We start from the raw sequence: 19,805 nt of genomic DNA, 5'->3' as shown, positions 1-19,805 counted from the left end.
GGAGGAAGGGAAATTGGATGAAATGAGGGCGGCGCTAGAGTTAGCGACCGAAGAAGAATTGCAAGATTTAACGGCAATTCTATTTAGTCGTAAGTTCAATCCCCTAGATTATGTACACACACCCGAACCCATCGAAGTGCAAAGCCAAGACCGTAAAGCTTGGTTAGATTCACTAGAGGGACGCTTTCGTTTTTTGGCGGCAGATGGGATAACGGTATTACGAGGACGTACAGGGCAGGTAACTTACCGACAAGCCTTAGTTCAAGTATGTAAGTATCTAAAAATTCCCTATTCTAAACAGCTACCAACTATTGATTTAGAAGCAGAAGTATTTTTACATCTGCTAGGACAGGTGTGGAAAAAATTACCTGAACAGGAAAAACAAAAATTGACTCTCCGAGTGCAGCGTCACCTTGTGCAATCAGAACTAAAGGAACCGCTACCAATTTTATTGCAGCCCGATCCCTTGGGTTTGCTTTTCAAAGGCGGTAGTGCGATCGCCGTTACTTCTCTTCTCCAACCACTTGTACTTAAGCAAATTGCCCGTCAATTTGCCATTCACTTTGCTACTTATGAAGTAGCTAGACAAGCGGCAATTACAGGCACAGAAGCAGCTGCAACGCAATTTCAAAGCTATGTAGCTATGCAAATGGCGCAACGGGGTATGACAGTAAGTGCTGCTCGTTATGGGGCAGCCCGCACGATGTTTGCCGTAATTGGGCCGATGATGTGGACTTGGTTTTTTGCAGATTTAGGATGGAGAGCGATCGCCACTAACTATGGTCGGATCATTCCTACTATTTTTGCCCTAGCCCAAATTCGCCTCACTCGTGAGGAATGTTGGGAGCCAGCTTGAACAAGGTTTCTAACTATTTTAAATCTCGTTGGCGATCTCCTTGGAACTACTCTCTATGGGCACTGTTAATCTTCCCATTGAGTCCATTGTTGGGGGCTGTAACTCTCGGTTTTGTCTCATTAATAACTTGGCTGAAACAATCCCACAAAATTAATCGCCGACCCCTCAACTGGGGATTTGCCCTTTTGAGTGTGTTGCTGATCGTGAGTGCTGCATTTGCCGATGACAAGACAACAGCTTTCCTCGGCTTATTTAATTTATTACCATTCTTTTTACTGTTCGTTGCCCATAGCGCTCTCATTCAAACCTTTGTGCAATTGCGGCAAATGGCTTGGGTTTTAGCGATCGGTTCCATGCCGGTAACAATTCTTGGCTTGGGGCAGTTATTTTTAGGCTGGAGTTTTCAATTAGAGATTTTGTGGGTTGTATTGAGTTGGACGATCGCACCAGGAGGAAATCCACCAGGTCGCATCGCTTCATTCTTCTTGCACGCTAACACCTTCGCAGCCTATCTAACAACAGTTTTCATCCTTAGTTTAGGTTTGTGGTTAGAACAATGGCAATTATTTATTGCTAATCGAAAATTAGGTATTAGGAAAAATTCACTCCCCAATCCCCAATCCCCAGTCCCCAATCCCCAGTCCCCAGTCCCCTTTCTCTTCCTAACCATAGCGGTGATTACAAATTTCATTGCTTTAATTTTCACTAACTCACGCAATGGGTGGGCGATCGCTATTTTTGCCTGTTTAGCTTATGCAGTTTACCAAGGCTGGCGCATTCTTGTGGGTGGTGTCGCTGCGATCGTTTCTAGTGTACTTTTGGCAGCTTTTGCTCCTTCACCAATCGCTCAATTTTTTCGCCAGGTAGTTCCTGCCTTCTTTTGGGCAAGATTAAATGACGATATGTATCCAAATAGACCAGTCGCTTTAATGCGAAAAACTCAGTGGGGATTTGCCTGGTCTTTAGCCCAAGAACACCCTTGGAATGGCTGGGGGTTACGCAGTTTTAGCAAACTCTACAAAGCACAAATGCACATTGGCTTGGGTCATCCCCATAACTTATTTTTGATGTTATCTGCCGAAACTGGTTTTCCCAGTACTCTTTTATTTTGCGGCTTACTTGGTTGGATTTTGATTACAGGTATTCAATTACTACAAAAGTCAAAATATATAAATACAGAAGATAGATTCATCTTTTTTAGTTATCTTTTAGCCTTTGTTGGGTGGCTTCTATTGAATACAGTAGATGTAACCCTCTTCGATTTTCGTTTAAATGTACTTTCATGGTTAGTTTTAGCTGCCATTTGCGGAGTTTTACATCGTTATAACGAACAAGATAGGTTTACATCTGGTTCAAATTAGTTAGGAAAGCAACTTAATAATAGGCATCTGTTCATTTTCAGTGTATGCACTGGGGACATTTAGAGTTTGAAGTTAATAATATTACTATATTCACGTCTGTGAGTGTGACTAATACCTAATTAGTCACTGTTGCTGATTGTTGGGAAGGTGTAGGGACAACCCTTTGGGGTTTTCCTGCATGACGGGCATCTCTTGTAGATGCCCTTTTGTATATTTATTATTTTTCTTCAGTTAAACACAACTAAAAAAATATTCAATATAACGGAATATCTGAAAAACTTTTATCTTTCATAAGGAACATAAAGCATGATTGCTGAAATTAAATTAGGTCTTTGCAACCCGCCAGAACCTATTTATTTGCATGTGAAAAGCGGAGAATTAAACGGGGAATCTTACTTATGGTATAACTACGATATCAATAACGATCAAACTATTCCTGTTCACAAAACAGGGCTAACTGGCTATATATCTGAACTGAAATTAAAATCGGGAGAATTTAAGGGAAATATAAACAATAAATTACATATTGTTGTTAGAGCGGATGAAGTTTATATTGTTAGGACTGGTATAGAAACGAATTTTGCTAAAACTTTCCTTTTAGCTGTATCCCAAGTCCAGGATTTTTCCAAGCCCCTGATTATTGCTGCAATTGCTGGAAAAGAGAATGTAGTTTTTTGTAACCTCTATGATGCAGAAACTAAAACCAGGATTCGCTCTGAATGGAACAGAGATGCTGATTGGCTAGGGATTATTGATAGTGTTCAAACTAAGCTGGAAACATCTAAAAATTCCCATCTCGTCTCTGGTGAGCCAATACTGTTTTGAATAACTGAAGAGAGTATGCGTCTACGCACCCAATATTTTGATTGGCATTAATGACTACGATAACCGTTATGGTGTAAGCTCTCGGTAAAATGGGTGTGTCGGTAACGAAAAAAAGACGCATCTATAACCAACCTTATGCTCACAACAGCTAATTTTCTTCAGTACACCCAATGGTCAGGCATCGCTACCTTGGTATTCGCTGCCATAACAGTTTTGGCTTTTATTCTCAAATGGGGCATCCGCTTTCGGCTGGTGGGTACGACTGGCTTTATGCTGGTGCTGACAAGTGGTTTATTTGCACTCTCAATAGTCCCCTTGAGTCGGACTGTGATTGCAGGAGCAACCAAGTACACTTTAGTTTATGACAATGGCTCAAACCAAGCGGTGATTGCAACATCGCCCCAAATTACACCCACACAATTAGAAGCAACTTTACGTCAAGCAGCTAATAATCTTTTTTCTTATGGTCGTTCAGGTACACGAGAAGACGACAAGTTGACAGTTCGCGCCCGCACCATTATTCACCCGGAACCAGGGCTTTCTGTACCAGTTTACTTAGGTGAGGCCAAGCGATCGCTAGTTTCTCATCAAAATTCACCAGTCACAGTAGAAATTTACACAGATAAATTTGCCCAATTGCCAAAACCTAACGTTTAAGGGAATGGGGAATGGGGAATGGGGAATGGGAAAGAGTTTTACAATGCCCAATTCCCAATGCCCAATGCCCAATTCCCAATCTTAATGCTTGTTATCAGAATGACATCATTTATTTTGTATTTACTGATACATTAATAGTTCTTATTAGATTAAGATATTCACACTTTCGTGATTTTACTGTGGAAAAAGATTGATCGGCGTGCGCGTAATGGATACTGACAGTTGTAAGTTGTCAGTTGTTATCTTAATTGCCACTATTGACATTTTTGCAATTTCTCGCTGCAAAGGGAACAGCATGGGAGTATACATTCCTCTGACGCACCTATGCCTAGCTGGAATAACCATCATATAGATGATTCAGTTCTCAATCACTTTTCTTGAGAATCTGAGAGTGGTAATGTTAACTAATCATACGGTTATTCAAAACTTTGATAGTTCGGAATTTCAGGCTAATGGACACCATAGATTCGAGCAGCGCCGTTAAATGGCTTAACCAGTTGGCGATTAGATCGGTTAAAACCTAGTTGAGTCAGATACAAGTTTGTAGCTATCTGGCAACAAGCATCTTTGGTTGCAAGTCTATTAGATTAAGAAATATCAAGTTTTGGCAAACTAGATTATATGTCTAATCAAATTTCTACTCAACCTTCTTTGTCTACTCAAACCTCTAGTTCATTATTTACACTCACAGTTGCCCCAGCAAAAGTAATCCGTGGTTCTGGGGTGTTGCAAGCAGCCGCAGCAGAGATCGCCTCTTTAGGTAGTCGTCCCTTAATTGTGGCAGGTGATTCTACTCTCACCATCAGCCGAAAGAATTTGCAACCAGTTTTAGAAGCGCAACAGTTACATCCTGTGCAAGCTTCTTATGGTGCAGATTGCTGCGAAGCTAGCCTGAAATCTTTGCAGAAGAAGGCAAAAGAACATAAAGCTGATGTAATTATCGGTGTTGGTGGCGGCAAAGCCTTAGATACAGCGAAATTACTCGCGCAGCAGTTACAGTTGCCGGTGGTGACAATTCCGACATCAGGGGCTACTTGTGCCGCTTGGAGTGCTTTGTCGAATGTTTATTCGGAAGATGGGGCGTTTCTTTACGATGTCGGGTTGTCTCGTTGTCCCGATTTATTGATACTCGATTATGACTTGATTAAAACTGCACCACAACGGACTTTAGTAGCTGGAATTGGTGATGCGATCGCTAAGTGGTATGAAGCCTCGGTTAGCAGTGGGCATTTGCAAGATACTTTAATTATTGCGGCGGTGCAACAAGCACGAGTTTTGCGAGATATCCTCTTGCAAAAGTCAGCCGCCGCCTTGAAAGAACCAGGTAGTGAAGTTTGGCGTGAAGTTGTAGACGCAAGTGTTTTACTCGCTGGGGTAGTTGGAGGGCTTGGAGGGGCGCAGTGCCGCACAGTTGCGGCCCATGCCGTGCATAATGGTTTAACTCATATTTCAGGACATGGCAGTATTCATGGCGAAAAAGTTGCTTTTGGAATTTTGGTGCAACTGCGTTTAGAAGAAATGTTACAAGGCAATCAACTAGCAGCATCGGCACGACAACAGTTGTTAAAGTTCTACACAGAAATTGGACTACCCCAAAAATTAAGTGATTTGGGATTGGGCAATATAACATTAGGCGAGTTGCAAACAGCCGCTGAAATTGCTCTAGTTCCTAATTCTGACATCCATCGACTACCATTTAAAGTCGCGCCAGAACAGTTGATGGCAGCAATGGTTTCCACCACTGCACCTATAGATAGTAGAGACATGAATCGAGTTTCGCCCAAGGGAATGAGTGACGAGGTTGAAGAATGAGTTTAAATTGGATTGTCCCAGCAGAACGTATACAAAAACTACCACCTTATGTATTTGCGCGTTTAGATGAACTAAAAGCGAAAGCACGGGAACAAGGGTTAGATTTAATTGATTTGGGGATGGGAAACCCCGATGGTGCAACGCCAGCACCAGTTGTAGAAGCGGCGATCGCTGCTTTAAAAGATCCCGCCAATCACGGTTATCCGCCCTTTGAAGGGACTGCTAGTTTTCGCCGTGCGATCACCAATTGGTATCATCGCCGTTATGGTGTGGTTTTAGATCCTGATAGTGAAGCTTTGCCATTGCTAGGTTCTAAAGAAGGATTAACCCATTTAGCGATCGCCTATGTTAATCCTGGCGATTTAGTTCTGGTTCCTTCCCCAGCTTATCCTGCACATTTTCGCGGCCCGGCGATCGCTGGCGGGAAAATCCACAGCTTGATTCTTAAACCGGAGAATGACTGGTTAATTGATTTAGCTGCGATTCCTGATAAAGTCGCAAGACAAGCGAAAATTCTCTATTTTAACTATCCCAGTAATCCTACTGCCGCCACCGCCCCCCGCGAATTTTTTGAAGAAATCGTCGCCTTCGCCCGCAAATATGAAATTTTGCTGGTGCATGATTTGTGTTATGCCGAGTTAGCTTTTGATGGTTATCAACCCACTAGCTTGCTAGAAATTCCTGGTGCGAAAGATATTGGTGTGGAATTTCACACCTTATCTAAAACTTACAATATGGCTGGTTGGCGCGTTGGGTTTGTGGTAGGGAACCGCCATGTAATTCAAGGTTTGCGGACACTAAAAACTAACTTAGATTACGGTATTTTTTCCGCCTTGCAAAAAGCAGCCGAAACCGCCTTGCAACTGCCAGATGTCTATTTGCACGAGGTACAACAACGCTACCGTACCCGCCGCGATTTTCTCATTGACGGGTTAGGAGAGTTGGGTTGGGATATTCCCAAAACCAAGGCAACAATGTATCTTTGGGTGAAATGTCCTGTGGGTATGGGTTCCACGGATTTTGCCTTGAATGTATTGCAGCAAACTGGCGTTGTTGTTACCCCAGGTAATGCCTTTGGGGTTGCAGGTGAGGGTTATGTACGGATCAGTTTGATTGCCGACTGCGATCGCTTGGGTGAAGCTTTAAATCGCTTCAAGCAAGCCGGTATTCGCTATCAACCTGAAAGCGTAGTTTCTGCTTCAGAAGCGATCGCCGATCTCGTTGGTTGAATAGAGTAAGGAAACCCAACATTAGAGGCAGGGGAGCAGGGGGCAAGGGACAAGGAGGAAAAGAAAAATATTATCTGAATAAATTGAGTAATTTATTCTCTGGAAGTCCCTTACATGACTAAAATTTTAGCTAATCGGATTTGATATCATGTAAAAAAGTAGAAAGTGCTAAAAATGATTGGTACTAATATTTACATCAGTCAAGAAACTCAAGAATCTCTAATTAAAGCTGCTGCTTTAAAAGAAATCTCTATTGAAGAACTAGCTTCTTTTCTTTTGAAGCAAAGTATTCAAGAAAAGTTTGGGCAAATTAGCTATTCTTCCGAGAATCAAGGCAAATTTGCCATTAATCCTCTTGTAAAAATGCAACCATACACTTATTCAGCAGATCCTAATGAACCCGCTATTTCTACTGATGATCGGGAAATAAATCAGAATTTGGAAGCGAATGATTTGTGATCGTTCTTGATACTCATATTTGGGTTTGGTGGAATCACAATGATTCAAGGTTGACTCCTCCCCACCGTGAGGCAATAAATAGGGAAAGACCTCATGGTTTAGGTGTTTGCTCTATCAGTTTGTTAGAGATCAGCAGACTTGTTACCCAAAATAAGTTAATTATTCCCTGTTCCATTCAAGAATGGTTTAATATTGCTTTGGCACAAGAGGGGCTACTTCTTCTATCAATAACTCCCCAAATTGCCATTGATTCCTAATCACTTCCAGGGGATTTTCATAAAGATCCAGCCGATAGAATTATCGTTTCAACAGCAAGAATCTATAATGCTCCTTTGGTGAGTGTAGATGAAAAAATACTTGCCTATTCTTATGTAAAAAGAATTCTCCCTTGATTCTCGAAATTTAATTCATGCAAACCCCTGCTACTACTATTCCTCATTTAATTGCAGCTGGCTTTCACGCGCTTTCCGATCCACTCAGGATTAGTGTGGTGGAACTACTACGACAGCGAGAATTATGTGTATGTGATTTATGCGAAGCCTTGGGGGTAAGCCAGTCAAAACTATCTTTTCACCTGAAAACCCTCAAGGAAGCTGGCTTAGTTAAATCCCGCCAGGAAGGACGCTGGATTTATTACAGTTTGAATCTTAGCCAATTTAGCGTTTTAGAGGCATATTTGTCAGAATTTCAGCATAGTGGTGTCATTACATCGGTGCGTCCCTGCTGCGATTAGCGACAAGTTTATCTACCGAATGAAGATATTGCCCTACTCGAAGCGTATTGCCAAGCGACGGGAGCCACCAAAACCGGGACGGTTAGAATGCTGTTGCAAATCCTTAAAAATGAGCATTTATTAGCAATTGTTAGGAAAACGCTCACTGTTGATTAACCCTTGGGTAATTGTCTAACTGGTTTACAGATCAATATAGTTACAGGACGGTTGTTTTGGACAAGACTGCTTGACATATCAACTTTTTTTGAAATAATATCTATACATCAACTTTTTTTGAAATGTATGGTTCTAAAGTGCCTAGCAAAGGCATGAAATCCGGTTTACAAAAATTGCTGGCGGATTGCTGGCGAGAGGCTTTGGCAGAAGGAATTGGCACTTTTATTTTGGTATTTGCCGGGACTGGTGCAGTCATGGTGAACTCCATTAGTGGTGGCAGTGTAACGCATATTGGTATCAGTTTTGTATTTGGTGCAGTGGTTACTGCGTTAATTTACGGAATTGGTCATCTGAGCGGCGCACACTTCAATCCTGCGGTGACATTGGCATTTTGGACGAGTGGTTTTTTTCCGAAGCGGCGAGTGTTGCCGTATATTTTAGGGCAGTTAGTGGGCGCGATCGCAGCTTCAGCTTTACTACTAATTAGTTTTGGGCGAGTTGCGAATTTAGGGGCGACTCTACCACTAAATGGAAATTGGTTGCAATCTTTAGTGTTGGAATTCGTTCTCACCTTTATTTTGATGTTTGTAATTTTGGGTTCTGGACTAGATCGCCGCGCTCATATTGGCTTTGCGGGATTAGCGATCGGCTTGACGGTGGGGATGGAAGCAGCATTTATGGGGCCAATTACCGGTGCAAGTATGAATCCGGCGCGTTCTTTTGGCCCGGCTTTGGTGGGAGGAATTTGGCAGCATCATTGGGTTTATTGGCTTGCACCCATTTTCGGAGCGCAATTAGCAGTCATTATATATCGGCTGCTTTCCAATGGATTTAGTGATTTTAAAGAATAAAAAAGCAAGATTTATGGCAATTTTATCTCTACGACAGAAAACGCAAAGGATACAAGCCTCTAAATTTATTTATGGGGATCAAAAATGTTTTAATTTTTAATTTTTAATTTTTAATTTTTAATTCGGAGCGAAGCGACGTGACCTCTTTCAAACATTCGCCAAAAATATTGTTTTTATATGGTTCTTTGCGAGAGCGCTCCTATAGCCGCTTGTTGGCAGAAGAAGCGGCTCGAATCATTCAAGAATTAGGTGCAGAAGTGCAGTTTTTCAATCCTTGTGAATTACCCATTTATGGCAGTGTGCCAGATACCCATCCCAAAGTACAGGAATTACGGGAATTGAGTATTTGGTCTGAGGGGCAAGTATGGTCTTCTCCAGAGATGCACGGTAATATTACTGGGATTATGAAAAACCAAATTGACTGGATTCCTTTAAGTTTAGGAGCAGTCAGACCGACGCAAGGCAGAACCTTAGCAATCATGCAAGTTAGCGGTGGTTCTCAGTCTTTCAACGCTGTTAATACACTACGAATTTTGGGGCGATGGATGCGAATGTTTACGATTCCCAATCAGTCTTCAGTGGCGAAAGCTTACCAAGAGTTTAACGAAGACGGGACGATGAAAGATTCACCTTACCGCGATCGCGTCATTGACGTTATGGAAGAACTTTATAAATTTACGCTGCTATTGCGCGATCGAGTTGACTACCTAACAGATCGGCACAGCGAACGGAAAGAAAAAGCAGCACAAGAAACCGCTAGAGTTGCCAATAGTGCGCTTGAAATGAATGCCAATTAAGGTTTATCAGATTTTTATCCTGTCAACAAAATAATAACTAACAACATGATGAAAAAAGTAATGTTTGTTTGCAAGCATAATTCCCGCCGTTCTCAGATGGCAGAAGGATTTACGCGAATATTAGGAGAAGGAAAAGTTGGGGTTGCTAGCTCAGGTTTGGCAGCAAGTGAGGTAGATCCGATCACAGTTGAAGTGATGTCAGAAATTGGGATTGATATTAGCAATCAGACTTCTAAAGCTTTAAGTGATTTCAATGCTGATGATTATAATGCTGTGATTTCATTATGTGGTTGTGGTGTTAACTTACCCGAAGAATGGGTGTTAAGAGATATATTTGAAGATTGGCAACTTGACGATCCAGCAGGGCAATCAATTGAAGTTTTTCGCCGGGTTCGAGATGAAGTTAAAGAAAGAGTTGTCAAGTTAATTGAGTCTCTCAGTTAACGTGACTTTTCACAGTATCTGAAAAAGCTCTCTTCTCTAAGGCTATTTATTATCGGCATCTTTAATTAACGCAAATATGTGAGTCTGATGCCGCTTACCTCAACCTTATGCTTAATTTCGTAGGGTTTGCTAGAATGACGCGCAGAGGCTTGCTAGCAGGAAAACCGAGTTCTATGTCTATCGTCATTTCTCTTACTCCAGAACTAGAGGCACAACTTTGTAAAAAAGCTGCACAACAAGGGCAGGATGTGAGTATTGTTGCTGCTGAATTGCTAACTCGAATTCTAGAGTGGGAGTTGCAAGATTTGGAAGAATCTGTCGCAGGTATCCAGCGTGGTTTGGATGATTTTGAGGCAGGACGTTCTCGTTCACTTGAAGAGTTTGCTAAAGAACAACGCCGCAAGTACAACCTGTCAGTCGATTCATGACTTATCGCGTTGAAATTTCTAGTGTGGCGCAAGCAGAAGCAGATAAGGCATTCCTTCAATTGTTGCAATTGATATCTCCTGAAAGAGCAAGACAATGGTATCAAGGATTACTCTCAGCAATTGAGTCTTTGTCAGAAATGCCTAAACGTTGTCCTCTAGCAAGAGAAAATGAGTATTTCAGCAAAGAGATTCGTCAACTTCTGTATGGTCAAAGTCGTAATTCATACCGCATAATTTTCACTATTGTTGAGAATAGTGAAGTGTCCACAGTTCGCATTCTGCACATTCGGCACGCAGCACAACAAACATTGGGTGAAAATCAGGAATCTGATGAAGTCTAAAACTACGCTGCACTAAACCTAAAAGGATCGTAAGTTAGTTTGCAGGTTCCTACAACTAGAAAATCAGGTTTGCGATCGCTCGAAGTAATTTAGCTGGTTCTACAGGTTTGGTGATATGCTGCCCAAATCCGGCGGCAATTGCCTGTTGATAGTCAGCCTCACTAGCATAAGCGGTAAGAGCGATCGCTGGAATTGTCCCTCCTTGTTCTGGTGACATCGCTCTAATTTGACGCATTAACATATAGCCGTCTATTTCTGGCATTCCAATGTCGCTTAAGAGCAGATTTGGCTGGAACTGAGGCAAAGCTTGTAATGCTTCCACAGCCGATGTTACCTGAGTTACTACTGCGCCAGATTGTTTCAGAATGAAAGCAATTAACTCTCGCGTATCACGCTCATCATCGACAAGCAGGACTTTCACCCCATTTAGATTGGGTAAATTATCAGGTTGTCTATGAATCTGCTGGCTATCTGGATGAATCTTAATCATCGGTAGCATCACTGTAAAAGTTGCTCCCTGTTCTTCACCCAAACTTTCTGCCTTAACAGTGCCCCCATGTAACTCAACGATATGACGAACAATAGCTAATCCTAATCCTAATCCCCCAAATTTTCTGGTAGTTGCACCATCAGCTTGGCGAAAGTAGTCAAATACGAATGGTAAAAAATCTGGACTAATTCCCTTACCTGTATCACTGACTCGAATTTGAACCTGAGAACCCACAGACTGTAAACTAATTTCTACCTCTCCACCTTGAGGCGTAAACTTAATTGCATTGGAAAGGAGATTCCAAATAACTTGCTGCAAACGACTGGAATCACCTGTTACTAGTAATTTTGAATTATACCTTTGGGGCGCTGGGAGTGCAACTTGAATTTGAGATTTGAGATTGTCAGCTTGGTTGTTAAAATCGATAGATTCTAAATTTATCTGAGAATTTTCTAATTTCAAATCTAAAACCGTAAATCGCAAATTGATAGATTTAGCTTGGGCGGCTAAACGTACAGTTTCTATTGCAGATGCGATCGCAGTTTCTAAATTCACAGAAGTAATATTTAGGCTCAGTTTACCTTGCAAAATGCGAGACACATCCAACAAATCTTCAATTAGTTGAGTCTGAAGTTTGGCATTACGCTCAATGGTTTCAAGGGCGCGAGTAGTAGTTGCTTCATCATACTTTTTAGTTTGCAGTAATTTCGACCATCCCAAAATCGGGTTTAGCGGCGTGCGAAGTTCGTGGGAAAGAACCGCCAAAAATTCATCTTTAATCCGATTAGCTTGGATCAATTCTTCTTTGCCTCGCTGTAACGAAGTCATTAACTCGGCGCGTTCCAAAGCAACCGCCACCTGATCGGAAGTTGCTTGCAGTAAGGCAATTTCCCCAGAGGAGAAGTAGGTACGGGTGCGGCTGGCAAAGGATAGAACACCAAGCAGCTTTCCCTGAGCAATTAAGGGTTGACCAGCATAAGCTGTGATTTGCAAAAATTGGAGGAGGCGGATGTGGGCATTTGGATGAGTAGAGTTAAGTACATCATTGATGACAATTTGACGGCGTTCTTGCGCTATTAGTCCGCACATTTCTTGATTAAATTCCAGGTATTCGATTGCTCGAAATACTTCATCAGTAATACCATTCCAAGCTACTAACCGAAGTTTCTGCTGATTTTCGTGCGTCTCAATTAGATAGTGGAAGTAGAAATGCAAATCCATCTGCGCCGAGAGTTTGCTAAACAAGCTGTTCATTAAATCCAATGGGCGCTCGGTTGAAAGCAAATCGCTGGTGGTTTCAGAGAGTAGTTTAAGTCTTTCACTACGCTCTTGCAAAGCTTTTTCTGCAAGCTGGCGTTCTCGAAGAATGCGTTCGCGTTCGGTGATGTCAACTGCAACCCCTCCTATTAGGCGTTGTCCAGATGCATCAGCAATGGGAAACTTGTATACCAAAAATTCTCCCAAAGTACCATCTGTGCGTGGAGCCGACTCGATGGTTTCCACAATCTGATTCGTCTGGGCAACTATTCTAATGTTATCGAGGAAGGGTTGAGCGATTTCGGCTGGGTATAAGTCAAAAATATTTTTATTAATCGCTTTATTTGTTGTTACATCAAATATGCTCTGATAAGTTGGACTGAGGTAAAGTACACGCCCGTCTGCATTGGTAATCCATGCTGCTGCTGGAATATTGTCCATAAAAGCTTGAAATTGCTCTTGACTCTGACTCAGCGCTTTTTTAGCTTGCTTAAGGTCGCTAATATCAAGAATAAATGCAACTGATTTCTGCCGAGATTCTCCTAAAAGGGAGTAGCCAACTACAACTGGAACAATAGAACCATCTTTGCGAATACATTCTTTTTCATAAGGTGTACAGGTTCCCTTTGCTGTGGCCTCGGCAATAGCCAGTTCATCTAAATATTGGTACTCAGGGAGAGTGATATCAGTCCACCGCAATCTTCCAGCTTTGATATCCGCTTGGCTATAGCCCACAATTCGCAAAAACTCGTCGTTGGCTTCGGTGATACTACCATTCACATCGCCAAAGATAATGCCAACGATATTTGCTTTGAAAAAACTTCTGAGCCGTTCTTCGCTTTCTCGGACTGCTTTTTCTGCTTGCTTGCGTAAACGAAGCTCGTCGTAAATATCGCTAATATCTGTAGTACTGCCAACTATGCGTACTGGTTTTCCATCAGCATCCCGTTGTACCACTATTCCCCGATCCAGTACATAGACATACTGGTTATTTTGGTTGCGAATGCGATACTCAGCAGTATAGCGATCGCTATTTGCCAAAGCAACTACTGCTTCCTGTTCTACACGCTGCAAATCTTCTGGATGAACAAGTTCACGCCACCAATTAGCTGTTGGTTCAGCAATGTCGAGGGAATAGCCCAAAATCCGGGTTAACCCATCGGTTCTTTCAACTGTATCCTGTTCTAGATTCCAATCATAAATCAGACAATTTACCGCCGATGCTGCTAACTCAAAACGCTCATTAGCTAACCTCAAACGTTCTTCTTTCTCTCGCAAGATTTGTTCGGCTTGTTTGCGTTTGCTCAAATCAACAACAAAGCCAATGACACTTTCTTCACTGTCTTCCACAAGGACAGAACCGAGCAAAACAGGAACTCTTGTACCATCTTTGCAGATATATTCTTTCTCAAAGGGTTTACAGACTCCAGTCATTTTCAGTTCTTCTACTGAACGTTCACTCAATAGAAGATATTCAGGTGGGGTAATCTCACGCCACTTCATTTGGTTAGTAGACAAATCTTCTCGCGTATAGCCGACCATTTTCAGAAAAGCATCATTGGCTTCCATGATGCAACCGTTCTTTATATCAGTGACAATGACTCCAATGATATTGGATTCTGCCAGTCGGCTAAACCGCATTTCGCTATTTTGCAACAATTTCAGGCTTGTCTCTGCCTTGCCTCTAGCAGTTCGCAACTCTGAAGAGAGGGCGGTAATTAAGAAGGATACTAGCGAGAATGTAGTTAATTGTACTAAGACGTTCAGGCTGAGAAAATTAAACGAGTAGATTGGCTCGATTAAAAAATAGAGCGCAGTTATAACAGATAATGCGATCGCTAATACTCCAAGTCCCATGCCGCCATACCAGGCGCTGATTGCCACAGCAGCATAAAATAATGTAAATACGCTCGGATCGAAGACTGGTAGCAATAGTTGCGTCACTAGCAGCGCCGCTATAACTGCCAGAATCATCACGCTGTATGTTAGTAACCAAGAGCGCATCATCAAAATTTTTTCGGGTACTTTCAACATCATCTTAAGAGTCCTCCCGTTGCTCCGCTTTTAGGAGATACTCATTCAGTAGTCTTTTGCCTGGTTCACCCATGTTCTGTAACATTTCTTCAATCAGCTTGAGTGCCATCTGTGAAGGCACTGTAGATCCGTTCTCCCAGCGATTGACTGTTCGCAAGGAAACTCCCAACTTAGCTGCAAACTTCTCCTGAGAGAGATCGAGTTGCTGCCGAAGTTCACGGATTAAATCTGAAATTTTTAGTCGCTTTTCTAATTCCATAATAGGAAGATTAAGACAGATGTCTCGCCATTTGGCTCCAACTTTAGGAAGAATTCTAATAATCATTAGTTAATATCAATTTCATCTTGTGGCAATATACCAATATCTGGTTATCAGCCTTCATTAATTGCTGTTCGCCGATCTAACTGCTCTGCTATAGTTCTGATAACTGTTAACTCTTTTAAGGCGGTACGATAAAATCAGCTAACTATAAAATAAATATTAAATTTTATTGCTTAGATGATGCAAAAATAGTATTATTTTAAACTATTTAATGATTTCCAAGCATCAACCACCTCTGCAAATTTAGGATGATGTGTTAAACTTTCATCCTTCATACTCAAATTATTTTTTTAAACTATAAATAATATTTTTAACAATGCTATTTGAGTCATGAAAATAGTTGTACGAGAAGTAATATGTTTACCAGTGTTGATTGTATATTGTGACTATTCTTACTGCTTACTGAGCTAAAGATTACAATCGCTCGAAAGGTTCTAGTCAATCGCCTTTGAGATGGGCTTTCCTTGAGTCAGATAACGATGGCAAAACTAGAAAGCTATAATTAGATTTTAATCAAATATTATTTGCCTGAAGTTTAACCGTTTTGATTAATCAACACTCCGAAAAGCTCCTCGACACCCAACTGGAAAATCCACCAGATGAAGGCTATATATTTAGCTGGTTTGATTGGTTTTGCCTTTGGTATCCTCCAGGCTGGCTAATTTTATTCAATCGTCATTGGCAGCACTACCATACCGATACAGACGGTTGGAATTGGCTCGAATATGGATTATTTTTAATTCCTGGCGGATTTTATCTGGCGTTGTTGAGTCGTTGGTTGCGTCTTGGTTTTCGTTCACCCCGAACAGAAGTTAGTGAATTTGATCCCAGATATCAACAAGCTTTTCGCAAAGAAGTTCTCGGCCCCATTGTGAAATACTATTTTCGGGGAGAATTACAACAAGTCGAAAACTTGCCACAAACAGGGCCATTAATCGTGGCGATGAATCACGCAGGGATGTGTTTTCCTTGGGATTTTTTGACTTTGGGTTATTTATTAAGTGAAGCTAGAGGATGGGTGCTACAGCCCGTAGCAAATCCAGCATTATTTGAGCATCCTTGGGTGATTTGGTGGCTACCACCTAAATGGTCGCAAGTTTTGGGTGGTGTGCGAGCCGAATTAGATAATTTTGAGGCAGCTATCGCCCAAGAGAAAATTCTCTTATATGCACCCGAAGGTATTCGCGGCCCTCGGAAAGGTTGGAAAAGACGCTATCAACTAGAAAAGTTTGACGTGAGTTTTATTAAGTTGAGCGATCGCTATCATATTCCCATTCTCCCCGTAGTCTGCATTGGTAGTGAATTTTTACATCCTTGGGCTGTTAATTTCCAGAAATTGCAACGATTAGTAAATTTACCATTCTTGCCTTTATCACCTTTAATGCTTGCTTTAATTCTGTTTCCTTCAATGGGAATTTGGGCAATGAAAACTCGTTTAAGTTACTTTATTCAAACTTTGGAAACAACAGAAATACCTAATTCAAACAAAGGGCAGACAGTCGCTTATCAATTAGCACAAAAATTGCGAGAAAAACTCCAACTCCAAATTAATCAAAGATAGGATATATCGCAAGTCAGATGTAATGGCAGTCAATAATCAGGACACTAAAATTATTAATTTAGAAATAAGCTTCCAACAAAATTAAATTTAGATTAGCTGATTTCTAAATAAAAAATGAGTCCCAGGAGATTGATTTGTGATTGTTAATGCTACGCCAAATGGTTGGGAAATTATTTATCACCGTGCCCATGCTTTACTAGCCGCTCAATTGGCAGGACAATGGCGAAGCCAAGATGCCCCAGTACGCTTTTATGAAACGCTAGCTGCAATTTCTCATCATGATGACCTAGAGAAAGAGTGGGAAGAAGACCTTCTGACTGAAGCAGGTGCGCCCAAGGATTTCACTCTCGGTACAAAAAAGGATGCAAAGCTTGGAATTAGCAAATTGGCTGATTTGGCAAAGAATGCTCGCTACCGGGGACGGTGGGTAGCTCTATTAATTTCCATGCATATTAGCCGTTTAAATGAGCCAAGCCGGGGTAATTTTCCAGAATTAGACAAAATTTTAGATGAGCAACTTCAAAACCAGCAACGTTGGCGCAAAGAACTAGGCATCAAAAAAGAGGAAGTTGATGCAGCTTATGCATTTATGCAATGGTGCGATCGCCTTTCTCTCATCCTCTGTCAGCAGGAACTACCCGACGATGAGCGGTTTTTAGAAATTAGCAAAGGCCCCGACGAACGGCGTTACGACATCATGCAGCGTAGCGATCGCTCAGTTACAGTCAAACCTTGGCCGTTTCAGAAAGCAGAATTTACGGTCAGTGTTGAAGCCTGTGAGTTGTTTCAGGTAGAATTTGAAAGCCGCGCCGAACTCAGTCAAGCACTCCAGTCAGCCCCCATCAAGGTCTTGGAGTGGAAATTTGTTAAGAGCTAAACGCACGTAGATTTGAAATTTATCTCAGGCGATCGCCTCAATTAAGGCCATATCCCATCATGACAATACAGCAGAAGACGTGATAAATCGCCGTCTCTACAAGTGTTTTGGTATATGGGTAGTCGAAATACAAAAAGACCAGCCTCCCACAGCTGGTCTAGAAAATGTTTTTTTGCGTTGTCTTCTCAAGAGAGTTAAAACCCAATTGCGCGTTCCCAAAATGCAACGGGCAACTTTTCTTAACAATATTGTAACAGTCAACACAGATTTTTCCTGAATATTCATCAAAAAAAGATATTAGCTAAGTTTAAAAGCTTCTATCTATCAGAATAATTCAGCAGAGCGCTGGGTATAGATAGCAGGGGGCAGGGGGCAGGGGGCAGGGGGACAAGGGGGAATTATTGAATAAGTCTCTCCCAAGTCTACCTTGTCTCTTCTTCATGCCCAATGCCCAATTCCCAATTCCCAATTCCCAATTCCCAATGCCCAATTCCCAATGCCTAATGACTAATAACCATTTGTGGTTTTCCCCAAAGAATGCTTTCCTGTTTGTAAATTGCAATTCCCGGTTTTGCTCCTTTGGGTTTATAAACGTGTTTTGGCTGGGTGTAAACTACTGGCACTTGCTCGCTCTGACGGGCGCGACTGTAGTAAGCGGCAAGATTAGCTACAAATTGCAAATCAGCTTCTTCTGCCACAGCGCCGGGTTCTAGCCGTAGTAACAAATGGCTCCCTGGAATTTCTTGAGCGTGGAACCATAAGTCATAATCCCCAGCTACACGAAAGGTTAATTGGTCATTTTGGCGATTGTTGCGACCGATTAATACTTCAAAGCCACTGGGGGTAAGGTAACGATGAAAGTTGGTACTAGGGGGTTCGTTTGCGCTACGACCCCGATATTCTGGATCTTCTAAATACTTTTGCCCAATCAACTCTTCGCGGATTTCTTCTAAAGCTCGCAAATCTTCTGCCGTTTGGTAGGTGTCTATCTGGGCGATCGCAGCTTCTACTTGTTCTAAATAATCAATTTCTGTCTGTACTTCTAACAATAGGGGTTCGACAGCAGAACGAGCGCGTTTCAGCTTTTGGTGCTGTTTGTAAAGACTTTGGGCATTTTGGACAGCATTTTTATCTGGTTGGAGAGCGATCGCTATTGGCAAATTTGTATCAAAATCAGCCAGGATAATTTCTTTCATCCCCGGTTCCCAGTTTTGCAGGTGAGCCATCAGTAAATCAGCTTTTTGCCGATATTCATCGGCTCGATCTGATTGCTGCAACCGCGTTTTAAAGGTTTGAGCTTTATTCCGTAATTTCGCCAGAATATTATTCAATTTCTGACTCAACTGATGGCGCAATTGGGAAAATAATTGTTGGTCAATTTGGTTACTGTAGTAACGATTGAGCAACTCCTGAACATCTTGGACTTTTTCAACTACACCCCAACCCATTACGGTGTAACCATCTTTTGTCCAAGCGGGTTGAAATTTTTTGGAATCCAAAGCTTGCAACCATTCTTGCCAACGCTCAAATAACCGTTGCCAATCGTTAGAATTCAGGCTATCGGTGAATGTTTCTGGTGCGATATTTGCTTCTAGTAGCATTAAATCTAACAGCGCAGCACTCAAGCCACTATAACTTTTTAGCAATTGCCGCTTGATTGCTCCTGGTACTAAACTTACCCGTTCTTGCCAACGTTCTGGAGATTCGCTCAAACTGGGGACAGTTCCAGTTAGTTTTGGCGGTGTTTCATAAGGTTGTCCGGTTTGGATGGGACGGACACTAGATTGCTGCTGACTGACTTGATGGGCTGCGGTGATAATTATATTGCTAGCGTCGGTGAGAATGACGTTGCTATATTTGCCCATAATTTCTGCATAGACATGATATAGGGCGCTTTCTCCAGGACGACGGGCAAATTGCAAATCAATAACCCGCTCCCAAGGGGCGATCGCTTCAATACCCACCAGTGCCAAACCACCCAATTGGTGTATTAGTTGCTGGCTAAAGGTAAAGGTATCTGGCGATCGCGGTGGTGGATCGCCGATACAAATATGTGCTGCTTGGGGATGCCAAGAAATCTGTAGCCAATCACGCTGTTTTAGTGTGCGTAATGCTATGGCAATAGTGTAGCGATCGCGCTGATAAACCTGTTCTGTCCGCGAGGGCAGCCAGTTAGCGCGTATTTCGCTACAAGTAGCTGTAAGGGTAGTGAAATCAACTGGTTGCATAGCCGTTCGCGTTCAAAGGTGGATGCTCAGTATACTTCCATCATCTCTAATATTGATATTAATGTAGGCATAAATATAATCCCGTAA

At 42.0% G+C, this 19,805-nt stretch carries 19 protein-coding genes; 16 read left to right on the top strand and 3 right to left on the bottom strand.

Going from position 1 to position 19,805, the window contains the following annotated elements; genetic code table 11:
- Positions 1-13: 13 nt before the first annotated feature.
- From RMZ41_RS27305 to RMZ41_RS27240, 14 genes are all read left to right on the top strand, one after another.
- Complete coding sequence (locus RMZ41_RS27305) at positions 14-856, top strand: YaaW family protein (protein WP_322644801.1); 843 nt, start codon at positions 14-16, stop codon at positions 854-856.
- The gene (locus RMZ41_RS27300; protein ID WP_322644800.1) at positions 838-2,217 is read left to right on the top strand and encodes an O-antigen ligase family protein; all 1,380 of its coding nucleotides are present in this window, start codon (positions 838-840) and stop codon (positions 2,215-2,217) included. The genes RMZ41_RS27305 and RMZ41_RS27300 overlap by 19 nt, the downstream gene beginning before the upstream one ends.
- A 306-nt stretch (positions 2,218-2,523) precedes the next feature.
- Positions 2,524-3,042: a hypothetical protein gene (locus tag RMZ41_RS27295; protein WP_322644799.1), complete on the top strand. Its 519-nt coding sequence runs from the start codon at positions 2,524-2,526 to the stop codon at positions 3,040-3,042.
- A 135-nt stretch (positions 3,043-3,177) separates the two neighbouring features.
- Positions 3,178-3,699: a Ycf51 family protein gene (locus RMZ41_RS27290; RefSeq protein WP_322644798.1), complete on the top strand. Its 522-nt coding sequence runs from the start codon at positions 3,178-3,180 to the stop codon at positions 3,697-3,699.
- Between the two features lie 621 nt (positions 3,700-4,320).
- Complete coding sequence (locus RMZ41_RS27285; protein ID WP_322644797.1) at positions 4,321-5,511, top strand: iron-containing alcohol dehydrogenase family protein; 1,191 nt, start codon at positions 4,321-4,323, stop codon at positions 5,509-5,511.
- Positions 5,508-6,740, top strand: a complete 1,233-nt coding sequence (locus RMZ41_RS27280) for an aspartate aminotransferase (protein ID WP_322644796.1) — start codon at positions 5,508-5,510, stop codon at positions 6,738-6,740. Before RMZ41_RS27285 ends, RMZ41_RS27280 begins: the two co-directional genes overlap by 4 nt.
- A gap of 174 nt (positions 6,741-6,914) precedes the next feature.
- Positions 6,915-7,199: a hypothetical protein gene (locus RMZ41_RS27275; RefSeq protein ID WP_322644795.1), complete on the top strand. Its 285-nt coding sequence runs from the start codon at positions 6,915-6,917 to the stop codon at positions 7,197-7,199.
- Entirely contained in the window at positions 7,196-7,456 is a 261-nt protein-coding gene (locus RMZ41_RS27270; protein ID WP_409876058.1) for a PIN domain-containing protein, read from the top strand. Before RMZ41_RS27275 ends, RMZ41_RS27270 begins: the two co-directional genes overlap by 4 nt.
- Positions 7,457-7,608: 152 nt before the next feature.
- On the top strand, positions 7,609-7,932 hold the full coding sequence (locus RMZ41_RS27265) for a metalloregulator ArsR/SmtB family transcription factor (RefSeq protein ID WP_322644794.1): 324 nt from the start codon (positions 7,609-7,611) through the stop codon (positions 7,930-7,932).
- Between the two features lie 308 nt (positions 7,933-8,240).
- On the top strand, positions 8,241-8,939 hold the full coding sequence (locus RMZ41_RS27260) for an MIP/aquaporin family protein (protein WP_322644793.1): 699 nt from the start codon (positions 8,241-8,243) through the stop codon (positions 8,937-8,939).
- A 137-nt stretch (positions 8,940-9,076) separates the two neighbouring features.
- Positions 9,077-9,736 carry an arsenical resistance protein ArsH gene (arsH, locus tag RMZ41_RS27255; RefSeq protein WP_322644792.1) on the top strand — a complete coding sequence of 220 codons (660 nt, stop codon included), beginning with the start codon at positions 9,077-9,079 and terminating at the stop codon, positions 9,734-9,736.
- A gap of 48 nt (positions 9,737-9,784) precedes the next feature.
- Positions 9,785-10,180 (top strand): arsenate reductase, glutathione/glutaredoxin type, encoded by a 396-nt coding sequence (arsC, locus tag RMZ41_RS27250; RefSeq protein ID WP_322644839.1) that lies wholly within the window; start codon positions 9,785-9,787, stop codon positions 10,178-10,180.
- 134 nt (positions 10,181-10,314) lie between these two features.
- On the top strand, positions 10,315-10,608 hold the full coding sequence (locus tag RMZ41_RS27245; RefSeq protein ID WP_322644791.1) for a hypothetical protein: 294 nt from the start codon (positions 10,315-10,317) through the stop codon (positions 10,606-10,608).
- On the top strand, positions 10,605-10,949 hold the full coding sequence (locus RMZ41_RS27240; protein ID WP_322644790.1) for a type II toxin-antitoxin system RelE/ParE family toxin: 345 nt from the start codon (positions 10,605-10,607) through the stop codon (positions 10,947-10,949). Before RMZ41_RS27245 ends, RMZ41_RS27240 begins: the two co-directional genes overlap by 4 nt.
- Positions 10,950-11,004: 55 nt before the next feature.
- Here the strand turns inward: RMZ41_RS27240 and RMZ41_RS27235 are convergent, their stop codons facing one another.
- Together RMZ41_RS27235 and RMZ41_RS27230 are read right to left on the bottom strand one after the other, a co-directional pair.
- A complete protein-coding gene (locus tag RMZ41_RS27235) occupies positions 11,005-14,733 on the bottom strand; it encodes a PAS domain S-box protein (protein ID WP_322644789.1) in 3,729 nt (1,242 codons plus the stop codon).
- Between the two features lies 1 nt (position 14,734).
- Positions 14,735-15,055, bottom strand: coding sequence for a helix-turn-helix domain-containing protein (locus RMZ41_RS27230; protein ID WP_322644788.1), 321 nt, complete (start codon positions 15,053-15,055; stop codon positions 14,735-14,737).
- A gap of 541 nt (positions 15,056-15,596) precedes the next feature.
- On the opposite strand from RMZ41_RS27230, the gene RMZ41_RS27225 reads away from it, so the two are divergent.
- Together RMZ41_RS27225 and RMZ41_RS27220 are read left to right on the top strand one after the other, a co-directional pair.
- Positions 15,597-16,613 carry a 1-acyl-sn-glycerol-3-phosphate acyltransferase gene (locus RMZ41_RS27225; protein ID WP_322644787.1) on the top strand — a complete coding sequence of 339 codons (1,017 nt, stop codon included), beginning with the start codon at positions 15,597-15,599 and terminating at the stop codon, positions 16,611-16,613.
- Between the two features lie 136 nt (positions 16,614-16,749).
- The gene (locus tag RMZ41_RS27220) at positions 16,750-17,490 is read left to right on the top strand and encodes a DUF3891 family protein (protein ID WP_322644786.1); all 741 of its coding nucleotides are present in this window, start codon (positions 16,750-16,752) and stop codon (positions 17,488-17,490) included.
- Positions 17,491-17,990: 500 nt separating this feature from the next.
- Here the strand turns inward: RMZ41_RS27220 and RMZ41_RS27215 are convergent, their stop codons facing one another.
- Entirely contained in the window at positions 17,991-19,718 is a 1,728-nt protein-coding gene (locus tag RMZ41_RS27215) for an NFACT family protein (RefSeq protein ID WP_322644785.1), read from the bottom strand.
- Between the last annotated feature and the right edge of the window lie 87 nt (positions 19,719-19,805).

It is taken from the genome of Nostoc sp. DedVER02, assembly GCF_034530675.2.
Lineage (GTDB): Bacteria > Cyanobacteriota > Cyanobacteriia > Cyanobacteriales > Nostocaceae > Nostoc.
This window is presented reverse-complemented; position numbering and strand designations above follow the sequence as displayed.